The organism is Methanohalophilus sp. RSK (genome assembly GCF_003722075.1).
Taxonomy (GTDB): domain Archaea; phylum Halobacteriota; class Methanosarcinia; order Methanosarcinales; family Methanosarcinaceae; genus Methanohalophilus.
Window position 1 is genome coordinate 171738 of record NZ_RDSK01000009.1, and the last position, 23061, is coordinate 194798.

Consider the following 23061-nt stretch of genomic DNA (forward strand, 5'->3'; position numbering starts at 1 on the left):
TCGAAAATCAATTCAATAGTTATATATATCTCCCAAACGGTAATTATTTTTAATGAATGCCACAAATTATAGTGAAGAAGCAACACGTCTAAAATTGATAGATTCTGAGTTGGAAAAATGGTGGTTGCCTATATCTAAATACATCCGCACAGAAGTAAACACAGTTCAGTCTGATTTCAAAAATTACACCTATGTATTGGATGATGGTACTTACAAAAAAGGCGATAAATTCATTGACTATCTTCTTCTGGCAGACGATAACTCACCACTTGCTATTATCGAAGCAAAGAAATATTCCAAAGACCCAGATAAAGGCAGAATTCAGGCACGAACTTATGCCAAAGATATTGAGGCACAGACTAACAGACCCATACCAATTTTTCTGACCAATGGTTTAGAGTGGAGATTTATAGACCATAATGGGTATGAACGTGAAGTAAGCGGTCCATTCAGTCAGGATGATCTCTGGAGAAGATTGCGGTTATATCTTGAACAAAAGGACACCGTTCAATATGGCGTCAACCCGAAAATAGTCGACAGAAAGAAAAGTGTTGATATTGTAAAAATCCTAAATCAGCATTTTTCAAATGGATATCGTTCTGCTCTTATACAGATGGCTACTGGAACTGGTAAAACAAGAGTGGCAATGGCAGGATGTGATGGTCTCATCCAGTCCAGATATGTTCAGAATATTTTGTTTGTGGCAGATCGTTCAGTACTGGTAACGCAGGCAAATACACAGGGATTCCAGAAATTCTTTAAGGAACCGATAGCGGATCTACGGAATGGATTTACCAACTCATCCAGATTATACACTTCCACCGTTCAAACACTTATGACAAAGCCAGATGATGCTGATTTCAGGATGTATCAGAAGTTCAGTCCTGGATTTTTTGATCTTATTATATATGACGAAGCTCACCGATCCTATTATGACAAAAATAATGTTGTAATGGGATACTTCGACTCGATGAAACTGGGTCTTACTGCTACACCAAAATCAAATGAATCCAAGAATACATATCAACTGTTTGGATGTGATATTGGTGTACCTACTGCAGAATATCCTTATGAAGATGCGGTTTATGATGGTGTTCTAGTACCCTACAGCACAAAGGTAGTGGAAACAGAAGTATTGACAAAAGGTATTGATGGTAGTGGGTTATCAGAAGAACTCAAAGATCAACTTCGAAGACAGGAAGAAAATCCCGATGATTTGAAATTTGAAGGGAACGAATTTGATGTTGTTTTCATGGATAATGAAACCAATAAGATCATTATTCAAACTTTCCTGGATACATGCTATAAATCCGACGACGGTCTGCCATGTAAAACAATATTTTTCTGTTCAAGTATTGATCATGCTGACCATATGAAGAAAATGTTTGACGAAGTGGTACCTAAAATAGGAAGATATGTTGAGGTAATCACTTCCGATAAGTATCGTTATGAAGATGAAGTCGGGAGGTTTAAGACAAAATCAGATCCAAGGATTGCTCTTTCTGTTGGTGTGCTTGACACGGGTGTAGATATCCCTGAAATCTGTAATCTTGTTTTCATAAAACCAGTTCGTTCAAGTGTACGTTTCTGGCAGATGTTTGGCAGGGGAACACGTAATCAGGAATCATGTAATCATCTTGAGTGGGTACCAAACAGAGAAAAGAACAATTTTTTCATTCTGGATTTCAAAGTTGGCGATCATTCAAATGTTGAATATCATCTTGGAGGCCAGTCCGAAGATGAAGAACGAAAACGTATTGGTCTGCCTGAACAGATATTCATTAAAAGAGTGACTCTATTGACCAAGGATCTCAATGAGGAACAACAGGAGGTTATTGGGGCACATATAATCGAGACGGTCAATAGTCTTGATACTAATTCCCATATAATCAGGAAAAAACTACCAGCGATTGAAAAGATTAAGAATTCCAGCCCGTTTGAACTTTCTCAATACATCAACGATCTGAATAATGAAATTGTACCACTGATAATGTACAATAGTGGAAATGATCCCAATATAATGCGTTTCATCCTCGAAATTGAAGAGTTGTATATACACATCTTGAATGAAGATGGGGAAGCAATCAAGGAGTTAAAGAACTACTTCGAAATATATGCAACCAATATACTTCAGAAGGATAATCTCCAGGAAGTCAAGAACAATAAGTCCCTGATATTATCAATGTTACAGGACAAGTTCTGGGATGACCTTACTTTTGCTAGAGTTGATCAGATTGTACGTGAATTTGCTCCACTTGTGAAATATTATGAACCCGAACGAGGCAAAAAGTATCAAATCGATGCACCTGACCACATCTTAATGGAAAAGGACATTGAGTTTGAAATAAAGGATGATCCTGATATAGGCAATTTACTGGATAACAATCCTATTGCAGATAAAATTCGCCAGGGTACGGGAGTTACTTCCGCTGAACTAAAAGAACTAGAATCATTGCTTGAAGACCTTGACAGGAGACTTACTATAGATCGTATCCAATGGCTACGTGAGATTGATTACCTTCAATTCCTGCGGGATATTCTGGAAATCGATTTTGATGACACTCCTGAAGAAGTTATCAAGGCAGAGTTTGAAGCCAAGGTTCTTGATGGACATGATTATTCCACAGAACAGAAACGCTTGTTGAACGTTGCTCTGAGTCAGTTCATTATGAACAAATATATTGAACTTTCAGATTTCAGTCATGATCCAATTGCACAATACCGTCCGCTTGATATTTTCGATGACGTAAATGAACTGAAAGAAATTGTTGATAACTTTTCTAGAATTCAGATGTACTGAAAATGGGTATAAAAGAGGGATTATTATGTCATATCAGGTGAAATCAATCTTATCTTTATTTTTTGTTTTGATGTTAATTATATCGTTGCCAATATGTGCAGCAGATCCACCAGAGGACGATTCTCCCACTGAAACTCAAACAGTTGATGATTCAACCAGTGAAAGCTATAAAGTCCTATTCGAAGAATCTCAAAATGAAACAGCATACTACAAAGAGCAGTATGAAGAATTATATGAAAACGGGTCCACGAATATTTCTAACAAATATATTACGAACATAAAAAATGAACTTACTATTGCCAATGAAAAAATTACTGTACTTAATCAAAGTATAACCAAATTACAGAGTACCATTAATTATCTGTCTATTGGAATTTTCTTTACATTTGGGATTACATTAATTGAATTTTTGTATGTTCTAAGAATGAAAATAAATAATGGAAAACACGCAAATGACGATGATTCCAGTAAATAATTGATTTCCATGAACTTCGACCTCAAGTCTGTGTTTAACAATATGAAATATAGTTTTACACAGGCATTCAACAAAAAAACAATAGCAATATCCTTGATAATTCTTTTAACCATATTTTTATTACCGAAGACGAGTCTTGTATTTTTCGATTATGTATATGGTGAAACTGTGATGGATGAAACATCTTCAATGGTTATTGGTAATTCTAGTGACCCAAATGAAATGGCTATATCAATAATGTCATGGGAATCACGTCATTTTTATAATCCGTATAATAATTTTGATAAAGATAGTAAGTTGCAGGAATTTGGCTTATACAACTATTCTGGAAGTATCGAGGAGATTAAGTTATTTTGGCGAGATGCTCCTGTTCCATGGATAATTCATTTCGGGACTGCTAATTGTGAAGAATATTCAAGAGTTTTTGTCGAATTAATGAGGCATAATGGAGCAGAAGCCAGATTTATTCATAGTCCTGCAGGTGATCATTGTTGGGCAGAATACAAAAATGAAAATGGAAATTGGATTGTTGTGGATCCGTCATGTAATCGTGTAATTGGAACTGCTAGGTTTGAGTTTGCAAAACACTGGAACAGAGACCTATGTTACATAGAAGTCATCGATGAAAATAGCAACTGGATAGATGTATCAGACCAATATATCAATCGTTCAGATGTTTATGTAGAAATTCATGAAAATGGTAAACCCGTTGATAAATACGATCTCTACGTTTACAATCACTATTTGAAGGACACAAAAGGTGGAAAATATGACAAACCGATAATTGCAACCAGAAAGCAATCTTTCAATAAGTCAGGGATTTCTACTTTTAAGCTGGGGACAGGGAACTATACCTTTACATTGATGAATCCGCATCTTCCGTTTTTCAAGTATCAATTACCTGTTAACATTACTGAAAACAAACCAAAACATCTCGTTTATAATTTGGATGAAGAAAAGCATTTATTTTTATGATGATTTTTGGATCATGCGGTTTATTTCATGTTTTAGCATAAACTAAACATTGCTAATTACGATATACATCGAGAAAATCATACTAAGTTGATTTTAAAACAGAAATTTGGTAAAAATTAGAAAAATAGGGTAAACATTGGTTTACCTAATTAATTTATATACTATTACTGCGTATTCCCATGTATGGAATACAAAACCCTGGCTACAAAGCTACGACAGGATGATTTTTCCAAGTTCAAATATATCTGTGATAAGAAGGGATTATCGCAGTCTGCATACATGCGGGAGTTGATTCTTTTTGAAATTAACAATCCGATGCATCAATTTGTTGCAGGAAAAAATGTATTTGAATACATTCCAGATAAGGATCTTTTTTCATGGTATGTGACTACAGATCATGGGGAAAGTCATGCTGTGATTGAAAATATCTCTGCTGAATTTCTGAGAGATCTCCAGGATGCCATTAACGAAGGTATGGAACGGAGATCGTCATTAATTGGACAGATGAAAGAGGATTCTGTTGCTATTTCTGAAAAATTCATGAGGAACGATATATGAAAACTGATAGAAACCTACCTGATGGATGGGAGTGGAAGCAACTTGACGAGGTATGTGAAATTCGCAAAGGGAGCAGTATCACTAAAAAGAAAATCGGCGAAGGAGACATTCCCGTAGTTGCTGGTGGAAAGGAACCTGCTTACTTCCATGATAAATCCAATAGAAATGGGGAAACGATTACAGTAAGTGCTTCAGGTGCATATGCAGGCTATGTAAATTATTTTATCCAGCCAATTTTTGCATCAGATTGTAGTACAATTAAACCAATCAATTGCGGAGACTTACTACCAAGTTTTGTTTATAAAATGTTAAAATCTCGTCAAAATGAAATTTATAATTTACAGAAAGGCGGTGGCCAACCACACGTATATCCCAAAGATTTAAAAGGATTTAAAATTCCTGTCCCCCCTGTTGATACTCAGCGAAAGATAATTGATATCCTCGATTCCATGGAAGAACTTCAACACCTGCGTAAAGAAACACTTGGTATTTCCGATCAATTGATTCAGAGTGTATTTCTGGAGATGTTTGGAGATCCTAAGAAAAATCCAAAAGGATGGGTTACAATTTTGTTAAAAGAATGTATTGAAAATGTTAGATATGGAACAAGTAGCCCACCTACCTTCTCTGAAAGTGGAATTCCATTTATCAGAGCTACTAACATTAAGAAAGGTCGGATATTAGAAAAAAATATGAAATATATTCCCGAATCAGAATCACACAAAATTGAAAAATGTAAGCTAGACCAAAATGATATTTTAATTGTTCGAAGTGGTGTAAACACAGGTGATTGTGCACTGGTTGGTGAAAAATATAGTTCTGCATATGCAGGATATGATCTCATTTTGAATCCAAATAGTAATAAACTGAATGAATTTTACTTAGTACAACTATTATATTCTCAGTATTATCAAAAAATACTATTAATGTTGTCAAGACGAGCAGGTCAACCACACATAAATTCCAAGCAAGTTAAAGAACTCCAAATACCCCTCCCACCCGTGCACCTACAACAACAATTCGCTGATTTTGTACAGTCCGTTGAAGACATGAAATCCAGTCAGTTAAAATCTGCCGAGACAATGGATGAAATGTTCAATTCTTTCCTTGATAAAGCCTTCAGAGGTGAACTTGTATGCTAAGTCCTGAGATGAAATCCAATATAAACAAACTTTGGGACCGATTCTGGAGTAACGGAATCTCCAATCCCCTGACAGCCATAGAACAGATATCCTACCTGATCTTCATGAAAAGGTTGGAAGATGAAGATAACAAGAACAAGAACAATGCCCGACTAAGAAACGAGATCTATAACTCTATTTTTGCGGGAAATGAAGATTGCAAATGGTCTGTTTGGACGAAATATGAGTCCAATAAAATGCTTGAACATGTACGGAATGAAGTTTTCCCATTCCTGAAAACAATCGATGGGAAAAAATCCCTATATTCAAAGTACATGGATGATGCGGTTTTCGTAATAACTTCAGGTTCATTGTTATCCGAATCTGTAAAGATTATCAATGACCTTCATATCACCGAACAGAACAGGGATGCACAGGGCGACATCTATGAGTATATCCTGAGTGAGCTCAGAACTTCAGGAAAGAATGGCCAGTTCAGGACACCAAACCATATTCGGAAATTGATGGCAGCATTGACACAACCAAAAGTTGGAGATATGATCTGTGATCCTGCATGTGGTACTGCAGGTTTCATTGTCTCTGCAATGATGCATATCCTGAAAGAACATACATCTGACAAGTTCATTGAGACCGATGGACAGGGATTTAAGCATAATTTTGTCGGGGATCAATTAAGCAAAGAAGATTACGAAACCCTGCTCAATGATACATTCTATGGCTCAGATATCGATCAGACAATGGTACGCATTGCAATGATGAATCTGATGATGCATGGAATCAGAAATCCACATATAACCCACAGAAACAGCCTAGTGGAATGTGAAAAAGAGAAAGGAAAATACACACTTGTCCTTGCAAATCCACCCTTCAAAGGGAGCATCAACAAGGAAGAAATCAAAGGCAAATTCAGTATTACTACGACAAAAACTGAATTGTTGTATCTGGACTTAATGTGTGACCTATTACAGACAGGTGGTAGATGTGCTGTAATCGTTCCCGATGGTGTATTATTTGGCAGTAGCAATGCCCATAAAAAAATTCGTGAGAGGATAGTAGACGAATGCAGTTTGAGTGGAGTTATTTCAATGCCATCGGGAGTGTTCAAACCATATGCAGGTGTATCGACAGGAATCCTTGTCTTCACCAAAGGTGAACCAACCGAAAAAGTCTGGTTCTACAATATGGAAGCAGATGGCTTCACATTGGACGATAAGCGGACTTTCATCGATGGGAAGGGTGACATTCCCGACATCATCGAAAAGTTCCATGACAGGGAAAATCAGGACTTTTCTGACCGTACAGGGAAATGTTTCTTTGTGCCTGCAGATGAGATTCGGGAAAACGATTACGATCTAAGTATTTCCAAGTACAAGGAAATTGAATATGAGGAAATCGAATACGAACCACCCGAAGTACTCTATAACAGGCTACAATCCAATGAAGATGACATTTTGTCAAAAATGAAGGAGGTACAGGAGAAGTTAGGCGAATGTGTTGCAGATAAATGATGGAGGCTTTCGGCCTCCATTTTTATGGGATTTTTGGATTGAGGTCGAACGATCCAATTAATCTTGGTATCAATATGCAGTCCTTTAGAAATTGAGGTCTATTGGATTGTAACAATATAAAATTCATGAGAATTTGTTGAAAATTGGAGGTATCAACAATGTATAGGAATGATGATTTATGGAGAAAATTGAGAATGCACATAAACTCATTAGATGGAATGAGAAAAAGGAACATAACAATTCCACTAAAGATGATGGAATCGAACTAACAGAGATTGTCGGAAAAGCCCATATTCAAGAAAATTATGACATATCCATTAAATACAGTGCAACCCAGCATAGCGTTTTACTTTCAGTCATTGCTTGAAATGTTTCGATTTTACCACTTTTCCGACAGTCTCTTTAATTCTAATAGTTTGAGTTTTTGATATTGCAATTGTACATCATTTCTGATTTTCGTATCTAATATAACCAGCAAACGTTTTCCGAGTTAGTGTTTTGACCATAAAATAGGTGTTCTGACTATAAAGTAGGCGTTTTGACTATAAAGTGGGGCACTTTAGAGGCAAGCCCGTAAAAAAGAAAAAAGGTCACTTATTGCTCAATGGCTTCAAGGGCATCTTTATCCCCGGGTAATGTTTCAGATAAAGACGAAGATTCAGGAATGGACAGGGTGAAATCATATGTATAATCCACCTCAACTGAACCAGAGGTCAGATTACATGCAAGCACATGTCCACCGATTGTTTTGTTTGCATCTATGAAGTGGAAATGATAACCCGGCACATTGATATTTTCAATATAATAAGGAAGCAGGAAACCAACCATTGTACCATTTATATTTTCATGATGATACACAGCTTCCTCTTCTGCCACCACATCAAGTAGAGGGCGATAGGGTTTATTTTGCGCAGGTACGCTTCGTATACTTATGTTTTCAAATTCCCCTTCGATTCTCAATGCATACATGAGATTTGGGCCGGGAACCGTTTCTTTAATGGTGGATTGGAGAGACGCATAATCTGTACCTGATCCAATTGTAATAGTATCATCTGCTTCGAAAAAAGTCACTGCAGCAAAAGGAGTGGTAGTCGTATCGTTTACCTGATAAATATGTCCATCTGCTTTTGCCTGGTAAACTTCACCGTCCATAACGATCATTTCACCATCCAGGCGGTCAAAGGTACCCAGGCCCAGATCACCCTGTTCTTTAAGGTCGCAAACCGGCATAGCCCCATCATAGGAACCGGCAATTAAAGAATCAATTGTAGATATCTGGAAAAGAACATCATTGTTGGAGACGGAAGTTTCATCTGTTGTTGCGGTGCAACCTGAAAAAGCAAGGAATAGCAGAATGCTCAACAGGGCAATGCGCCAGACATTATCAATCATAGTAAAGAGTATAACAACCAATATATTAATATTTTTTTTGTGTTTAAATGGTATTGATAGTTATTTTCCCGAATATTGCAACCATGAATGTGGCGGTGCATCCATAGCAATTTACAAATTCAGTTTTGAGTAGTACCAAAAATGCCCAAATGATTTAAACCTGAAACACATCATACGAGTGGAAAAACGAAAATGTTTATATGTAAACTATATCAAATGAGAGAATGAGTATGAGAAAGATATATGGAAATGATTATTTTTGGCCGAATGCCAAAAATGCGTTTTTCCTTCTACTAATAATAGTCATAATTGCCACTTCCGGTTGTATGGAAGAAAACAATTCAGACCGGCAGGAAAAAACAACCGTTGTTGTAAGCATACTTCCCCAGGCCGAGTTTGTGGAAAAGGTAGGGGGAGAGCATGTTAAAACAATTGTGATGATCCCCCCGGGTGCAAGTCCTGCAACCTATGAACCAACTTCAGGTAAGCTGAAAGAACTCAGCAAAGCGGAAATATACGTTAAAGTTGGTTCCGGATTACCTTTTGAAAAAGTATGGCTGAAAAAAATAAAGGGCATAAATGAAGATATCTTACTCGTGAATTCTTCCAAAGGCATCGACCTGAGGCCCATGGGAGAAGGAATGGACCCTCATGTATGGAATGACCCCAATAATGCAATTATAATGGTCGATAACATATACAAAGCCCTGATTGAAGTCGATCCATCCAACGAAGAAACATACACACAAAACCGGGATTCCTACATCGGGGAACTTAAATCGCTTGACATGGAGATCCAGGAAACACTTGAAAATAAGTCAGAGAATAGTTTCATGGTCTATCATCCTGCATGGGGATACTTTGCAGAAAGATACGACCTTAATATGGTACCCATCGAAACCGAAGGGAAGGAAGCAAGTGCCAGACAGCTCAGCAAGATCATAACTTTTGCAAAGCAGGAAAACATAACTGTTATCTTTGTGCAGTCCCAATTCAGTACACAGAGTGCAGAAGCCGTTGCAGAAGAAATTGATGGCAAAGTTGTGAAAGTGGATCCCCTTGCCCGCAATTATACAGACAATATGTATAAAGTAACAGAGGCTTTCCGTGAAGGACTTAAATAACCACCAGCATGCAGTGGAAATAAAAAATGTGTGGTCGTACTACCACGATGTACCCGCCCTCAAAGAAATAAATCTTGACGTGCAGGAAGGAACATTCCTGGGAATCATTGGACCTAACGGAGGAGGAAAAAGTACTTTATTAAAAGTAATTCTCGGCCTGATAGAACCAGACAGGGGCGATGTGCGTATATTCGGTAAAAAACCGAAGGAAGGGAGGAATATTGTAGGTTATGTACCCCAGCACAGTGCATCAAGATTGGATTTTCCGATCAATGTATGGGAAGTTGTTATGATGGGACGTATTGGAAAGACATCCCTTTTCAGGAAATACAATCCCAATGACAGGAAAGTAGTGAAAGAAGCCCTAGAAAAGGTCAAAATGTATGAATACAGGGATCGTCATATTGCCAAACTTTCCGGTGGGCAGAGGCAAAGGGTTTTCATAGCCCGGGCGCTCGCATCGGAGCCAAAACTGTTACTTCTCGATGAACCTGTGGCCGGAATAGATACAACTATGCAAAAAGAGTTCTATGAAATACTTGAAGAACTCAAATCCCGTGTAACAATCATTATGGTCACCCATGATATAAGTGCGATTTCTGTTTATGTAGACAAAGTGGCTTGCCTGAACCAGAAACTCTACTACCATGGTACTAAAGAATTGAAACCAGAAGACCTGGAAGAAGCCTATAAGTGCCCCGTAGAAATGATAGCACATGGTGTACCCCACAGGATATTGAAAGCCCATTAAGGAGATTGAACATGCTGGATATCTTACAATACACATTCATGCAAAATGCTATCGTTGCAGGCCTGCTGGCCAGCATAGCGTGCGGGATTATCGGGGTATATGTGGTTGTCAGGAAAATCGTTTTCATAAGCGGAGGGATCGCACATGCCTCTTTCGGAGGAATTGGCCTGGGTTATTACCTGGGAATGAATCCCCTTTTCAGTGTCCTGCCCTTCAGCCTGCTTTCTGCACTGGTAATAGGTCTTGTCAACAGACGTACCAATATAGCCGAAGATACAGCAATCGGAATACTGTGGTCTGTAGGTATGGCACTGGGAGTCTTATTCATAGGCCTTACACCGGGATATGCACCGGATCTTATGAGCTACCTTTTTGGTAATATACTGACAGTTCCTATAAATGACCTCTATTTGATGATATTAATTGATACCCTGATCATTGCAAGTGTCTATCTACTCTACAAAGAATTCATGGCCATAAGTTTTGATGAAGAGTTTGCACAGGTCTCAGGACTACCGGTTGAAAAGCTGAGTCTGTACATGCTTTGCCTGATAGCCCTTACTATAATAGTCATGTTCAAAGTTGTAGGATTGATCCTTGTGATCGCCCTGTTAACAATACCGGCATCATTGAGCCGTGAGTTTACAGACAGACTTGACAGGATGATGATGCTTGCCGTTATATTCGGCACGGTATTTACTTTTACAGGCCTGTTTTTATCCTACTACTTAAATGTACCTTCCGGAGCCACGATTATACTAACAATGGCAGCCGGTTATATGCTGCATTTCCCATTCAAGGGAAAAAATAAAAAAACAGCATGAAATTAATGATAAAATATTAATTGAATCAGCCAGATATCAATTATTGTAATCTTTTTATGGGCGAGATAACAAAGGGTACTACTATGCAAAATCTTCTGGAAAGAATACTTGACACTATTTGCAAAGGCACATGGGCCGTTGACAAGGACGAAGTTTTCATCTACTTTGACAAGGGAATGGAAGAAATCACCGGCATCAAAAGCAAAGAAGTGGTGGGCAAAAAACTGGAACCATATATGTCTGCTTCCCGCCACAGCGTTGGTGATGAAGCCCATTTCAGGGAAATGTTCCTGAGAGCGAGAGATTCTCTGAAACCCATTCCCTACAAAACCATGCCAATCGTTACAAAGAGCGGCAACTTAAGTTTCCAGACAGGCAGATTGATACCTTTGCTCAACAGGAAAGGAAATTATGACGGGATGATCTGTACTGTAGAAAGCGTTAGCGAGCAGAAGATAAGCCAGAAAACCTTACGTAAAAGACTCCGTTCGGACAGGAAACTCGAAGAAATCTATAAAAACAGTCCTGTCGTGGCTTTCCTGTGGACCGCAGAGAAAGACTGGCCCGTGGAATTCGTATCCGGAAACATATCCCAGTTTGGTTATACCCCCGAAGATTTCACTTCCGGCAAACTTATTTATGGAGACATGATCTTCCCAGAGGACCTTGACATGGTACGCAGCGAGGTCAACAAAATTGAAATTGAAGGCAAAATCTTTTTTTCCAAGGAATACCGCATTCTTACCAAATCCGGAGAAGTGCGCTGGGTGATTGAGAGATCATTCCTCGGGAGGAGTGAAGTTGGGGAACCTTCGTACTACCAGGGCATCATAATTGATATCACAGAACGTAAATTGGCCGAAGAGGCCATGCGAGAATCTGAAAAGAAATACAGATTGATCTTTGAGAATTCACCCCTGGGAATATTCCATTTCGATGAAAATGGGGTGGTAACCCACTGCAATGAGAATATAATGCAAATACTCGAGGTGACCAGAGACCAAATAATCGGTTTCAACATACTCAAAGACTTAAAAGACAAAAAGATGTATGAAGCCGTAAAAGCTGTATTCCAGAGACGCTCCGGTCATTATGAGGGAAAGTATCATTCCACCACAGGCAAAAAGGCAACACCCATAAAAGCAGACTACAGCCCATACATATCAGAAGATGGCGAGTTGCTGGGAGGGGTCGGGATTGTTGAAGATATCAGTGACCGCATGAAAGCCGAAGAAGCCCTCCACCTGGATGAATCGCGCCTGGAAACCCTTGTAAAGCTTAACCATATGACAGAAGCCTCCCTGGAAGAACTCATCGATTTTGCACGAGCTGAAGGAGTGCGACTTACAGAAAGCAAGATTGGCTATCTTGCATTTGTGGATGAAGACATAGGTAGCATACAACTGAAATCCTGGTCCGACACCCCGATGAATCGTTGTAAAATTAAGGACAAGAAGATAGAATACAAGATCGAAGATGTGGGACTCTGGGGAGAAAGTATACGACAAAGGCGGCCATTTATAAATAATGATTACAAAAAACCACATCCCAGGAAGGGCGGATACCCAAAGGAACATGTGGAACTGATTCGCCATATGGATGTACCCATTTTTGAGCAGGGCAAGATTGTAGCCCTTGCCGGCGTGGGGAATAAGAATGAAAATTATGACAGTTCTGATGTAAGACAGCTTACCCTCCTCATGCAGGGAATGTGGAGAATCGTACAGCGCCGCAAAACTGAAAAGGAACTTGAAAAATCAGAAGATAAGTTCCGCACAATTTTTGCCAGCACCAATGATGCAATCTTTGTGCATGACCTTAAAGGCAACATCATGGAAGTTAATAAGGCGGCCTGTGAAACCACGGGTTACAGCAGGGATGAATTGCTCCGCATGAAGACAAAGAACATAAACACTGGCCTTTCTATGGAAGAGATACCCCAAAGGATCAAAGAGGTCAAAGAAAAGGGGCATGCCATCTTTGAGGCTACATACAGACACAAGGATGACACTACAATTCCTGTGGAAATCAGTGCCCGTGTGATAGAATATAATGATAAACCTACAATCCTGATTGTGGCCCGTGATATTACCGAACGTAAAAAGGCCGAAGAAGAGCTCAGGAAATATGCAGAAGACCTGGCAAAGGCAAATGAGGAATTGAAGTCACTGGATAAAATGAAAGATGAATTCCTTTCAAATGTGAGTCATGAATTGAAAACACCTCTAACATCGATCATAGGTTATACAGAACTTCTAAATGACGGCAGCCTCGGTGAACTGGGAGAAGAACAGAAACATGCAGAAGAAACCGTGATGCGTAATACAAAAAGGTTGCAGAGACTTGTGGATTCATTGCTATACCTCAGTCGCACACAGGCAGGCACTGTTCAGTATGATTTTGAAACCTTGAATATATCCGAACTGACAGATCAGATTATAGAGGACCTGCAGATCCAGACAGAAGTGAAAAATCTGGAAATGATTAAGAAAATCGAACCGGACCTTCCTTCAATAAAAGGAGATCGGGACAAACTTACTGATATGTTTACCAATATAATAGATAATTCTATCAAATTCACTCCAAAGGGCGGTTCAATTACTATCTTTGCAAACAAAGAAGATGAATACATACATATAAATATCAAAGATACGGGAATCGGCATACCGAAAGATATGATAGACAATTTATTCCAGAGATTTTATCAGATAGATTCGTCACAGAAACGTAAATATGGCGGCACCGGGCTTGGCCTCTATATAGCCAAGACCATAGTAGAGGCACACAATGGAGAAATCTGGGTGGAAAGTGAAGGTAAAGGAAAAGGAACAGAAGTGCATATTAAACTTCCCGTAGCCGAAAAATAAAGAATTACAGTTCTCAGAACAGCTACTTTTATTTGATAAGACCTTAAATAGAAGGGCATTCAGAAAGTTCCGCTAAACCACTTTTCATGTGGGCAGACCCTTTAAACTTGTTCATTTGAGGAATAATCATGAGTGATATTTTAAGAAGAGGACGCCTTGATTCTCTCCCGGACGAGGAAATACTGCGTTATACTTCATCCATGGAAGACGATAAATGGATATTTGATTCTGATGTCCTAGTGGATTTTGCCCACACGGCCATGCTGAAAGAGCAGGGAATCATCCCCGCAGATGATTGTGCCAAAATCCTGGATGGGTTGAAACGCATCCGCGAAGAGGGTATCGATTCCCTAGATCATAGTTACGAAGATATACACATATCCCTGGAAGCCAGACTTATTGACCTGGCAGGAGAAGACGTAGGTGGAAGGATGCATTCCGGCCGCTCCCGCAATGATGAAGTGGCCACCTGTATCCGCCTGAGACTGCGCAAAGAAGTACTGGAACTGGCAGAAGAGATGTTGCAACTTGTTAATACAATGGCAAAAATTGCATCTGAGAACCATGATACCATCATGCCGGGATATACACACCTGCAGCATGCCCAACCTACCACACTGGCCCACCATATCATGAGCCACGCGGAGAGCCTGGGAAGAGACATGGAAAGAATACTTGGATGTCTTGACAGGATCAATCGCTGCCCTCTCGGAGCTGCGGCTTTTGCTTCCACGGGGTTTCCAATTGACAGAAGCAGGACTGCAGAGTTGCTTGGATTTGAAGAAGTAATGCAAAACTCCATGGATGCGGTCAGTGGCCGGGATTTCCTGCTGGAAACGGCTTCGGTACTTGCAAATATTATGATCGAGATGAGCAGGATATCAGAGGAACTGGTCCTGTGGTCTTCTACGGAGTTTGGTTTTATTGAATTATCCGACCAATATGCATCCACCTCATCAATAATGCCACAGAAAAAGAATCCTGATACTGCAGAGCTTGTGAGAGGGAAAAGCGGGATTGCTGTGGGAAGCCTGATGTCATTACTCACGGTCTGCAAATCCCTGCCAATGAGTTATAACAGGGATATGCAGGATGCCAGTCCCCATATCTGGAGATCCGTGGAAACCACACGTGCGTCAGTAAGGATCATGGCAGGCATGCTGGATAGTATGAAGGTTAACACTAATACTATGAAATGGCAGGCTTCAACCGGATTTACTACCGCCACCGAGCTTGCCGATACCCTGGTCAGGGAATGCGGGATTCCTTTCAGGACCGCACACCAGATTGTGGGTATCCTGGCAAAAGGAGATAATGAGCCGACCCTGGAAGATGTAGAAGCCGTGGGGCGCACAGTCCTCGGGGAAAGTCTTGTAGAAAAGGGGTTGAATGAGGATATGGTAAAACAGGCCCTGGACCCAATGCTCAACATACAGAAGAGAAAGGTCATTGGAGGACCTGCACCCGAGGCCATGAAAACAGCAATAGACAACTTTGGTACGAAAACGGGAATGTGGACCGAAGAAGTTGAAAGGATCAGGGACCATACCGGAAATTCCATTGAAAAGCTGATGCAGGTTGTTGAAGATTACATACAGCAAAAATAAGATAATAAATTCGTTGCAGGGATAATTATGGATTACAAGGAAGGAGACAGGATAAGGGCCGAGAAGGGCGGAACAGCCTATGAGGGGGTTGTGATGCCCAGTGTCACCGGCCATATTGTGCTGAAGATGGTCAGTGGATACAATGTAGGAATAGAGCCGGATGGTGCACAGATCACTTTCCTGGAGCCTAAAAAAGAAATGCAAAAGCCCGAGAAGCAAGCCAAGGTTACCAAAAATAAAGGGCTTAAAAATGTGGTTTTTATTTCCACAGGAGGTACCATTGCCAGTAAGATCGACTACCGCAGCGGTGCTGTGAGCTCACAATTCTCTGCAGATGATATTGTCCGCACTATCCCCGAACTTGATGATATTGCCAATATAAGAGGACGGGTTGTTGCGAATATCCTGTCCGAGAATATGACACCACAGATATGGACAGAACTTGCACGGGCTGTATATGAAGAAATTGGCAACGGAGCAGACGGCATCGTGATTGCCCATGGTACCGATACAATGATGTATTCCGCAGCAGCCCTGGCATTCATGCTTGACACACCGGTCCCCGTGGTTTTTGTAGGTTCCCAGCGCAGTGCAGACAGGCCAAGCAGTGACAATGTGATGAATGCAATCTGTGCAACAAAGGTTGCTGTCAGTGATATTGCGCAAGTTTGCACGGTCATGCATGAGAGCAGTTCCGATGATCGCTGCGGCATCCATTACGCTACCAGAGTCAGGAAAATGCACACCTCACGCAGGGATGCTTTCCAGTCCATTAATTCCCGCCCGATTGGTTTTGTGGATTATGCCACAGGCGAAATATCCACAGAATCAGAATACACCGCACGCGGAGAGACAGAACTGGCACTTAAGGGTAAGATCGAACCCGAATGTGCTATTGTCAAGTTCACACCCGGCGCAAGACCCGAAATCCTGGGTAATTATATCGAGGCAGGATATAAGGGCATTGTAATCGAGGGAACCGGCCTGGGTCATGTGTCCACCGACTGGGTCCCTGAGATCAAGCGTGCAACACAAGCAAACATACCGATAGTGATCGCCTCCCAGTGCCTGCACGGACGTGTCTGTGACCGTGTCTATGACACCGGCACGGATATGCTCAAAGCCGGAGCAATCGAAGCCGAGGACATGTTGCCGGAAGTTGCCCTTGTAAAACTTATGTGCGTACTGGGCCAGACCTCCGACCTGTCAGAAGTTCAAAAATTGATGCAGGAAAAAAGGGCTAACGAGATCTCGGATTGCAGTCTTGAGTGAAAAAGCAGGTTGCCGCCCACACGGCGGCTTTTTTTTGAGAACTAAATCGATTTACCAAATGGTTATTTCAAATACGAGTTGTAAATGGCAGAAATTTCTGATTCCGACAATGCCCGGTTATATATCTGTAGATCATCAATCTGTCCATCATAATGGAAATCTTCCCCATCATTCCCAGCCCCTACAAATAAGGGCCTTGACGTAGAAATAATGCCATCTGACAGAGTTTTTTCCCCAATGAATTCTCCATCAACATATAAACTTAAATTGTTACCATCATAGGTTCCTGTAACATACTTCCATTCTGGTGATGTAAGCCAACCACCATTATAATCCGAGTAATCGTATTTTATTTCCTCACTGCCACTGTCCTGGCCATTATAAGAAGCACGCCAAACAAGGTTATTACCCTGAAAATTCAGTGACCAGGCACGATCAGCAGATCCGCTATACCACCATTTATCTGTTGCATAGGCAAAACTTGTTTCCGATGTTTTTAGCCAAACAGAAACAGTAATTGCATCAGTCATATCCAGAGTTGAATCATAAGGAATTTCAACATAACCATTTCCATCAAGGTCAAGACACTTACCGGATACACCATCAATATAGGAAATATCTCCATTCATGACTCCATGATTACTATTCTGTGATGCATCATTTATAGTATCATCAAAGGTCCACCATCCAACCAATCCATCCGGCAGGTCTTCAACATTCTGCTCGGTAATCTCCTTGAACCGCTCGTAGTGGTCATCCGGTGTATCGACCGAAAGAGCCTGTGTGCCGATAACCGCAGCCAGTACGACCACAATCCCGACCATCAGGATTGTACCGACTACCGGAGCAAGGCCATCCGCATCTTTGCAAAGATTGTTTTCAAAAGACATGTACAATCAATAATTAATAAGCAGATTGCATAAATATATTTCCTCTGTAGAGCAATGTTGTCAATAAAACATGAGTCCCATAGGATTCATGCCATACGCAAAACAGGGTTTGTTGGAAAAAGAGAAAAGTGGTGCCGCAAGTGCTGCGGCGGTAGGTGTTTCAGATTAAGGTTTAGAACCTTACATTCTGGTTGCTAATCAGCTGGTCAGATTGTGTGTCAACGAGTTTGACATTGGTAGTACTATTGAATGTAAACGATGTACCATTAATTTCAAATGAATCACCTACTGAAAATTCAGCTGGCATATTATAATCAATATTAAGCACATCAGAACTGCTAACATTTGTTACAATGAGCTCAGTGGTATCATTGAAGATAACATCTCCACCCTGATGAGCCACTGTAATGTTATCATCAGAATTGGAACTCATCTTCAAACTTGCCTGTGGTGCTGTCTCTGGGGTACCCATTCCGAACACGAACGATGCTATAACCGCTGCGAGGATGACAGTAATGGCGACCATCAGAATGACACCGATGACCGGGGATACTGCATCGTCTCTTTTAAACATTTCTGGAATCTGCATTAAAACTCTCCTTTTCAGTCTTTCTTATTCTTTTTCTGTACGACCTTCTCTAACTTGCGAGTCCACATTTCGTCATCCATGTCAGTGTACTCACACTCGAGGTAATGTTGCACTGCGATACTGAGGGCATCCTTTGTAGAAGATTCGTTGCTTTTCTTCTTCAAGGCCTCAAGCTGCTCGTCAGTCAGTACAGTTTGAGCATGTACAATCTTCATTTATTAACACTCCCAATATATAAATGGTGAGTACAGGAATAGGTCCCTTCTCATAATCATAATAATGGGATTATGATATAAGAGTCTTGCTAACGAAAAAAAGCGAAAGAGAGCCAAAAATATAAATAAAATGATGTTGCGGCAACTTAGCCGCACTACCATGTTAATTAAACTTCCAGCTCAGGTTACTATCTTATCCAGCTGTTCTGTCTCGATGGCTCTTCTGACCTCGTAAGCCACCCTGCGTCCCGTGCTCATAGGTTTTCTCCACAGGGTATTGGCATAAGGGTGACCCACGGACATGTGCACATTGGTACCACCGCCAACCCGGGGTGCCACATCGTAGATGTAGAAGTTCAGGTCCTTGTCCACGCAGGTCTGCAGGCAGAATGGGCCGATTACACCCGGGTCATAGTATTCCCTGGAAGCATCCACATACATCTCCGCCAGTTCGAAAACCTTTTCCAGCAGCGATTCCCTCAGGGTTGCAGTATTGTGCCCGCAAACCGTATACTCGGGTGTCAACTGGTGCTCTGCCAGGGCCATCTGCTGGGGAGCGGGCAGCCTCACATGACCATCCAGACTCGTCTCGAATCTCCAGTCAATGCCCAGCAACTCGATAGGGTTCATTTCCTCTTCCAGAGGAGAATAGAACAGGTCAAAATTGAACACCGGCCCGATAACATAGCGCTCAATACGCGCCTCTGCAAGCGCGTCCCGGGTGATAACTCCCTGCTTGATGAGGGATTCGGATTTCTCAAGATATTCCTCATAACTTGAAGCCGTAAAGAATCCCCGCTCCAGTTTTTTCACAGCATGGGGCAATTTGACAATACAGAGTTCATCGATATCCTGTGGATCACCGATCTTCTCCGGGAAAGGCATTCCCGCTTTTTCCAGCAGCCAGTAATAATCCTTTTCCAGTCCCCTTTCCTCACTGCGCAACATGTTCCGGCTGCCCACAAGCGGAACTGCAAAATCATTCTCTATCTCATCGATTCCACAGTAGGAAGTAAAAGAGCGGTTGGGAATGAAAAGCACATCATTGTCCACAAGGCTTTTCTGGTTTTTCTCAAGCAGGACCTCATCGAAATTATCATAGTTCACATAATCGTCGACCACGCCACGTACAACATTGCCATTCTGATCCCTTTGCGCGCGGAAATAATCCGTATAGGTCTTTTCACGTCCCTTCTTGCATATAGCATGCGTGTGGAAACCCTCCTCAACAGCTCCGTCAAAAACATCAAGAGCCGAGTGGGAAGCTACTGTACCTATACGAATATTGTCTGTATTATAATCATTAACTATATCGATGATCTCTTTCCTGTCAATCATGGGAAAATCCTCGTGAATCTTTCTGGAACATAATAGGAATCTGGAATAAAAGATTTGTTGTAGGCCCTCAGATAAGGGCAATGAACATGGGTGTAACGAATGTCTCGATCACTGATGCCACCAGCAAGAGAGGGGCTACAAAACGTATGAAAACAGCCATTCCTGCTGTTATTTCCTGTTTTACCGATACTGTCTGGCCCCGCAGCTTTGCAAGAGTGGTCAAACCTATACGTACTCCGATAGCAACCGAGATAAATATCATCGGCAGCTCGATCAAGCCATGGGGGGTAATCGCCAGCAATACATATGAAAGGCCCTCTTCGGTACCGGTCACATAGGCCACTGCACCCAGCGCATAACCGTTATAGGCCAGGAACAAAAGTGGTATGACACCTATACTCACACCCAGCAGGATAACCGCCAGGCTTTTCAGGGCATTGTTCAGGAAAATAAAGAGCATTATCTGCAGGGGAGAAAGTTCCTTGATGATATCCACCAGGCTTTGTAACTCCTGCAGGGACACCTCAGCTGAGGCAGGATTCATGGAAGTATAAATGTAACCCGCCAGTGCCGAGATGAAAAATACCGCAATGGACAGGATAAAAAGGCTTTTCAGTGAAATAAAGTACCTCTGCAGGTCTTCAGCAACCAGAGACCGGGGAAAAATATTATTGCGTTTCATTTCAGATACCCAGTGCCATCCTCAGTGTGTTTCTCGTAGCAGGAGACAATCCCAGTACAATAATAACCATCTTTACGAAAGTTCTTAAAGATATTGATTCCTCGCTATCGTTAAACTGGGTATCCAGCACATAGATCACCGGGATGAAAATCGCAAGTTTAAGGGGATACATCACAAGTGCCGTGTCTGTCAGACCGATCAGGTAGGAAGGCACAACATGTTTTTCGTAATATCCCAGCATATCAATACCGATAAACGTGGAAGACGCATCCAATAAATGAACCCAGAGAATGGTGAAATTGAGCCTGTTTGTAATCAGGCCGATTCCCTGCCAGCGTGCCAGGCCGTAAATGGAAAAAGCAACCAATGTCCCTAGCACCAGAATCAGGACAAGTGCATCCGGCCTTACAATATCCTCAAAATAGAGCAGGGCGTACAGGTTGGATAAAAACCACAATCCTCCTGCAGCAGCAAATGTCTTTTTCCAGTCGCCTACAACATCCAGGTCATAGAGTTTTTTGGATACTACCAGACAGGCAAGCGTCACAACAAAAACCACAAAGTAGATGTTGGGGGTAATAAAGAGATATTTCAAGGGAGCACTGAATACATTGGCATCCTCAAGCACCCTGAGGGACGAACCTGCCAGGATAAAGGGAATTATGGTCAAAATGAAGCGTTCATCCACTTCAACTTTCATCCGGTCAAGCAACTTTATAACACCAAAAATACATGCACCAAGAATCAGGGCCCATGTTAGTGTATTAACCGGGTTATAACCACTATCATAAATAATGGGTTCAATATAATACTTATTTACAAATTGCAAAATCTTATCAGTAAACGTATTCATCTCTAAATCACAATCCGAAAAATCCCGTTGGGGCTAATATACAGAAGAGTCCGGCGGAAAACACAATTATAGAAGAGATAGATATAATATAAGTGTTTTCACAAATAAGAGCAGGGTAATTCAATTGAACGAACTCAAGAGCAACAAATGGATGCAACTGCCCCGGGACGTTCTGGTCGGCAGCGACATGTTAGGGAAGGTGGCCGATGTATGCAGCGATCTTCAACTCGGCCGCAATGCGCTTATCGTAACGGGCCAGAAAACCCGGGATATCGCAGGTATCAAGGTCGCAGAGGAACTTGAAGAGACCGGCAGGAATGTCCAGATCCATGTATCAGGCAGTGCTTCCATGGAAGAAGTGGAAAATGTCATGGAAATTGCCAGAGAGATGGATACAGATTTCCTGCTGGGAGTGGGCAGTGGCAAATCCATAGATGTAGCCAAACTGGCTGCTACCAGGCACAATGTACCTTTCCTGAGCATACCCACAGCCGCGTCTCATGATGGCATCGTCTCGTCCAGGGCTTCCATTACACATAACGGAGAAACAACCTCCATCCAGGCAAGTGCACCCATGGCAGTAATAGCCGACACCGAAGTCATCGCAAAAGCACCTTTCAGGTTACTTGCAGCGGGCTGCGGGGATATTATATCCAATTGTACGGCAGTACTTGACTGGCAACTGGCACACAGGTTGCAGAATGTTACATTCAGTGAGTACTCGGCAGCTTTAGCCAGTATGACCGCAAACATTCTCATAGATTCTGCAGATTCTATAAAACCTGAACTTGAAAGCTCGGTTCGGATGGTTGTCAAAGCGCTTGTTTCAAGCGGGGTTGCCATGAGTATCGCAGGTTCATCCCGGCCCGCTTCGGGCTCGGAGCACATGTTCAGCCATGCATTAAACCGCATAGCTCCAAATCCTGCCCTGCATGGGGAACAATGTGGTATAGGGACAATCCTGATGATGTACCTGCATGGTGGGGACTGGCGGGAAATAAGGGATGCCCTCCGGATAATTGGTGCTCCCACAACCGCCCGTGAAATGGGCATCGAAGATAAATATATATTACAAGCGCTTGTTGAGTCTCATAAAATTAGGCCGGAAAGGTACACAATACTCGGGACCGGGATAACACCTGACGCAGCCGAGGTGGTGGCAAGGACCACCGGAGTAATTTCATGATTATTGGTCATTA

Annotated in this window: 21 protein-coding genes; 14 read left to right on the forward strand and 7 right to left on the reverse strand. The window is 41.5% G+C overall.

From position 1 onward, the window contains the following. Positions 1 to 52 precede the first annotated feature (52 nt). The 7 genes from EFE42_RS03860 to EFE42_RS03890 all read left to right on the forward strand — a co-directional run bounded on the left by EFE42_RS03860 (position 53) and on the right by EFE42_RS03890 (position 7825). Entirely contained in the window at positions 53 to 2800 is a 2748-nt protein-coding gene (locus EFE42_RS03860) for a DEAD/DEAH box helicase family protein (protein WP_123135995.1), read from the forward strand. A gap of 85 nt (positions 2801 to 2885) precedes the next feature. Further along, positions 2886 to 3275 carry a hypothetical protein gene (locus EFE42_RS03865; protein WP_148039247.1) on the forward strand — a complete coding sequence of 130 codons (390 nt, stop codon included), beginning with the start codon at positions 2886 to 2888 and terminating at the stop codon, positions 3273 to 3275. Between the two features lie 42 nt (positions 3276 to 3317). Next, complete coding sequence (locus tag EFE42_RS03870) at positions 3318 to 4250, forward strand: transglutaminase-like domain-containing protein (protein ID WP_158599186.1); 933 nt, start codon at positions 3318 to 3320, stop codon at positions 4248 to 4250. A gap of 183 nt (positions 4251 to 4433) precedes the next feature. Further along, positions 4434 to 4808, forward strand: coding sequence for a hypothetical protein (locus EFE42_RS03875; RefSeq protein WP_123135998.1), 375 nt, complete (start codon positions 4434 to 4436; stop codon positions 4806 to 4808). Continuing rightward, entirely contained in the window at positions 4805 to 5950 is a 1146-nt protein-coding gene (locus EFE42_RS03880; RefSeq protein WP_123135999.1) for a restriction endonuclease subunit S, read from the forward strand. Before EFE42_RS03875 ends, EFE42_RS03880 begins: the two co-directional genes overlap by 4 nt. Further along, positions 5944 to 7458 (forward strand): type I restriction-modification system subunit M, encoded by a 1515-nt coding sequence (locus tag EFE42_RS03885; protein WP_123136000.1) that lies wholly within the window; start codon positions 5944 to 5946, stop codon positions 7456 to 7458. The genes EFE42_RS03880 and EFE42_RS03885 overlap by 7 nt, the downstream gene beginning before the upstream one ends. A 178-nt stretch (positions 7459 to 7636) precedes the next feature. Next, complete coding sequence (locus tag EFE42_RS03890; protein WP_123136001.1) at positions 7637 to 7825, forward strand: hypothetical protein; 189 nt, start codon at positions 7637 to 7639, stop codon at positions 7823 to 7825. Between the two features lie 227 nt (positions 7826 to 8052). Here EFE42_RS03890 and budA read toward each other — a convergent pair whose 3' ends face one another. Next, positions 8053 to 8850, reverse strand: a complete 798-nt coding sequence (budA, locus tag EFE42_RS03895; RefSeq protein ID WP_123136002.1) for an acetolactate decarboxylase — start codon at positions 8848 to 8850, stop codon at positions 8053 to 8055. A 326-nt stretch (positions 8851 to 9176) separates the two neighbouring features. On the opposite strand from budA, the gene EFE42_RS03900 reads away from it, so the two are divergent. The 6 genes from EFE42_RS03900 to gatD all read left to right on the forward strand — a co-directional run bounded on the left by EFE42_RS03900 (position 9177) and on the right by gatD (position 17295). After that, positions 9177 to 9974, forward strand: a complete 798-nt coding sequence (locus EFE42_RS03900) for a metal ABC transporter solute-binding protein, Zn/Mn family (RefSeq protein ID WP_233564708.1) — start codon at positions 9177 to 9179, stop codon at positions 9972 to 9974. Further along, complete coding sequence (locus EFE42_RS03905; RefSeq protein WP_123136004.1) at positions 9958 to 10725, forward strand: metal ABC transporter ATP-binding protein; 768 nt, start codon at positions 9958 to 9960, stop codon at positions 10723 to 10725. Before EFE42_RS03900 ends, EFE42_RS03905 begins: the two co-directional genes overlap by 17 nt. Positions 10726 to 10736: 11 nt before the next feature. Beyond that, positions 10737 to 11549, forward strand: a complete 813-nt coding sequence (locus EFE42_RS03910) for a metal ABC transporter permease (protein ID WP_123136005.1) — start codon at positions 10737 to 10739, stop codon at positions 11547 to 11549. Between the two features lie 56 nt (positions 11550 to 11605). Next, complete coding sequence (locus EFE42_RS03915) at positions 11606 to 14416, forward strand: PAS domain S-box protein (RefSeq protein WP_158599187.1); 2811 nt, start codon at positions 11606 to 11608, stop codon at positions 14414 to 14416. A gap of 128 nt (positions 14417 to 14544) precedes the next feature. Further along, a complete protein-coding gene (gene argH, locus EFE42_RS03920) occupies positions 14545 to 16023 on the forward strand; it encodes an argininosuccinate lyase (protein ID WP_123136007.1) in 1479 nt (492 codons plus the stop codon). Positions 16024 to 16050: 27 nt separating this feature from the next. After that, positions 16051 to 17295: a Glu-tRNA(Gln) amidotransferase subunit GatD gene (gene gatD / locus EFE42_RS03925; RefSeq protein ID WP_123136008.1), complete on the forward strand. Its 1245-nt coding sequence runs from the start codon at positions 16051 to 16053 to the stop codon at positions 17293 to 17295. Between the two features lie 62 nt (positions 17296 to 17357). On the opposite strand, the gene EFE42_RS03930 is transcribed toward gatD, so the two are convergent. The 6 genes from EFE42_RS03930 to EFE42_RS03955 all read right to left on the reverse strand — a co-directional run bounded on the left by EFE42_RS03930 (position 17358) and on the right by EFE42_RS03955 (position 21862). Further along, on the reverse strand, positions 17358 to 18185 hold the full coding sequence (locus EFE42_RS03930) for a LamG-like jellyroll fold domain-containing protein (protein WP_148039249.1): 828 nt from the start codon (positions 18183 to 18185) through the stop codon (positions 17358 to 17360). 172 nt (positions 18186 to 18357) lie between these two features. Then, positions 18358 to 18774 (reverse strand): type IV pilin, encoded by a 417-nt coding sequence (locus tag EFE42_RS03935; RefSeq protein ID WP_123136010.1) that lies wholly within the window; start codon positions 18772 to 18774, stop codon positions 18358 to 18360. Positions 18775 to 18788: 14 nt separating this feature from the next. After that, entirely contained in the window at positions 18789 to 18989 is a 201-nt protein-coding gene (locus tag EFE42_RS03940; RefSeq protein ID WP_123136011.1) for a DUF5371 family protein, read from the reverse strand. 180 nt (positions 18990 to 19169) lie between these two features. Continuing rightward, positions 19170 to 20327 carry a formate--phosphoribosylaminoimidazolecarboxamide ligase family protein gene (locus EFE42_RS03945; protein ID WP_123136012.1) on the reverse strand — a complete coding sequence of 386 codons (1158 nt, stop codon included), beginning with the start codon at positions 20325 to 20327 and terminating at the stop codon, positions 19170 to 19172. Between the two features lie 67 nt (positions 20328 to 20394). Beyond that, positions 20395 to 21009 carry a stage II sporulation protein M gene (locus tag EFE42_RS03950; RefSeq protein ID WP_123136013.1) on the reverse strand — a complete coding sequence of 205 codons (615 nt, stop codon included), beginning with the start codon at positions 21007 to 21009 and terminating at the stop codon, positions 20395 to 20397. Between the two features lies 1 nt (position 21010). Then, positions 21011 to 21862 carry a DUF63 family protein gene (locus tag EFE42_RS03955; RefSeq protein WP_123136014.1) on the reverse strand — a complete coding sequence of 284 codons (852 nt, stop codon included), beginning with the start codon at positions 21860 to 21862 and terminating at the stop codon, positions 21011 to 21013. 124 nt (positions 21863 to 21986) lie between these two features. On the opposite strand from EFE42_RS03955, the gene EFE42_RS03960 reads away from it, so the two are divergent. Further along, positions 21987 to 23048, forward strand: a complete 1062-nt coding sequence (locus tag EFE42_RS03960; RefSeq protein ID WP_370448657.1) for an NAD(P)-dependent glycerol-1-phosphate dehydrogenase — start codon at positions 21987 to 21989, stop codon at positions 23046 to 23048. The last annotated feature ends 13 nt before the right edge of the window (positions 23049 to 23061 follow it).

Bases quoted from the DNA above. Each gene is read 5' to 3' on its own strand.
- gatD (WP_123136008.1), top strand. From the start codon at position 16,051: ATGGATTACAAGGAAGGAGACAGGATAAGGGCCGAGAAGGGCGGAACA.
- EFE42_RS03880 (WP_123135999.1), top strand. From the start codon at position 4,805: ATGAAAACTGATAGAAACCTACCTGATGGATGGGAGTGGAAGCAACTT.
- EFE42_RS03950 (WP_123136013.1), bottom strand. From the start codon at position 21,009: ATGAAACGCAATAATATTTTTCCCCGGTCTCTGGTTGCTGAAGACCTG.
- EFE42_RS03860 (WP_123135995.1), top strand. From the start codon at position 53: ATGAATGCCACAAATTATAGTGAAGAAGCAACACGTCTAAAATTGATA.
- EFE42_RS03910 (WP_123136005.1), top strand. From the start codon at position 10,737: ATGCTGGATATCTTACAATACACATTCATGCAAAATGCTATCGTTGCA.
- EFE42_RS03885 (WP_123136000.1), top strand. From the start codon at position 5,944: ATGCTAAGTCCTGAGATGAAATCCAATATAAACAAACTTTGGGACCGA.
- budA (WP_123136002.1), bottom strand. From the start codon at position 8,850: ATGATTGATAATGTCTGGCGCATTGCCCTGTTGAGCATTCTGCTATTC.
- EFE42_RS03875 (WP_123135998.1), top strand. From the start codon at position 4,434: ATGGAATACAAAACCCTGGCTACAAAGCTACGACAGGATGATTTTTCC.
- EFE42_RS03915 (WP_158599187.1), top strand. From the start codon at position 11,606: ATGGGCGAGATAACAAAGGGTACTACTATGCAAAATCTTCTGGAAAGA.
- EFE42_RS03945 (WP_123136012.1), bottom strand. From the start codon at position 20,327: ATGATTGACAGGAAAGAGATCATCGATATAGTTAATGATTATAATACA.
- EFE42_RS03940 (WP_123136011.1), bottom strand. From the start codon at position 18,989: ATGAAGATTGTACATGCTCAAACTGTACTGACTGACGAGCAGCTTGAG.
- EFE42_RS03890 (WP_123136001.1), top strand. From the start codon at position 7,637: ATGGAGAAAATTGAGAATGCACATAAACTCATTAGATGGAATGAGAAA.
- EFE42_RS03900 (WP_233564708.1), top strand. From the start codon at position 9,177: ATGGAAGAAAACAATTCAGACCGGCAGGAAAAAACAACCGTTGTTGTA.
- EFE42_RS03870 (WP_158599186.1), top strand. From the start codon at position 3,318: ATGAAATATAGTTTTACACAGGCATTCAACAAAAAAACAATAGCAATA.
- EFE42_RS03930 (WP_148039249.1), bottom strand. From the start codon at position 18,185: ATGTCTTTTGAAAACAATCTTTGCAAAGATGCGGATGGCCTTGCTCCG.
- EFE42_RS03955 (WP_123136014.1), bottom strand. From the start codon at position 21,862: ATGAATACGTTTACTGATAAGATTTTGCAATTTGTAAATAAGTATTAT.
- EFE42_RS03935 (WP_123136010.1), bottom strand. From the start codon at position 18,774: ATGCAGATTCCAGAAATGTTTAAAAGAGACGATGCAGTATCCCCGGTC.
- argH (WP_123136007.1), top strand. From the start codon at position 14,545: ATGAGTGATATTTTAAGAAGAGGACGCCTTGATTCTCTCCCGGACGAG.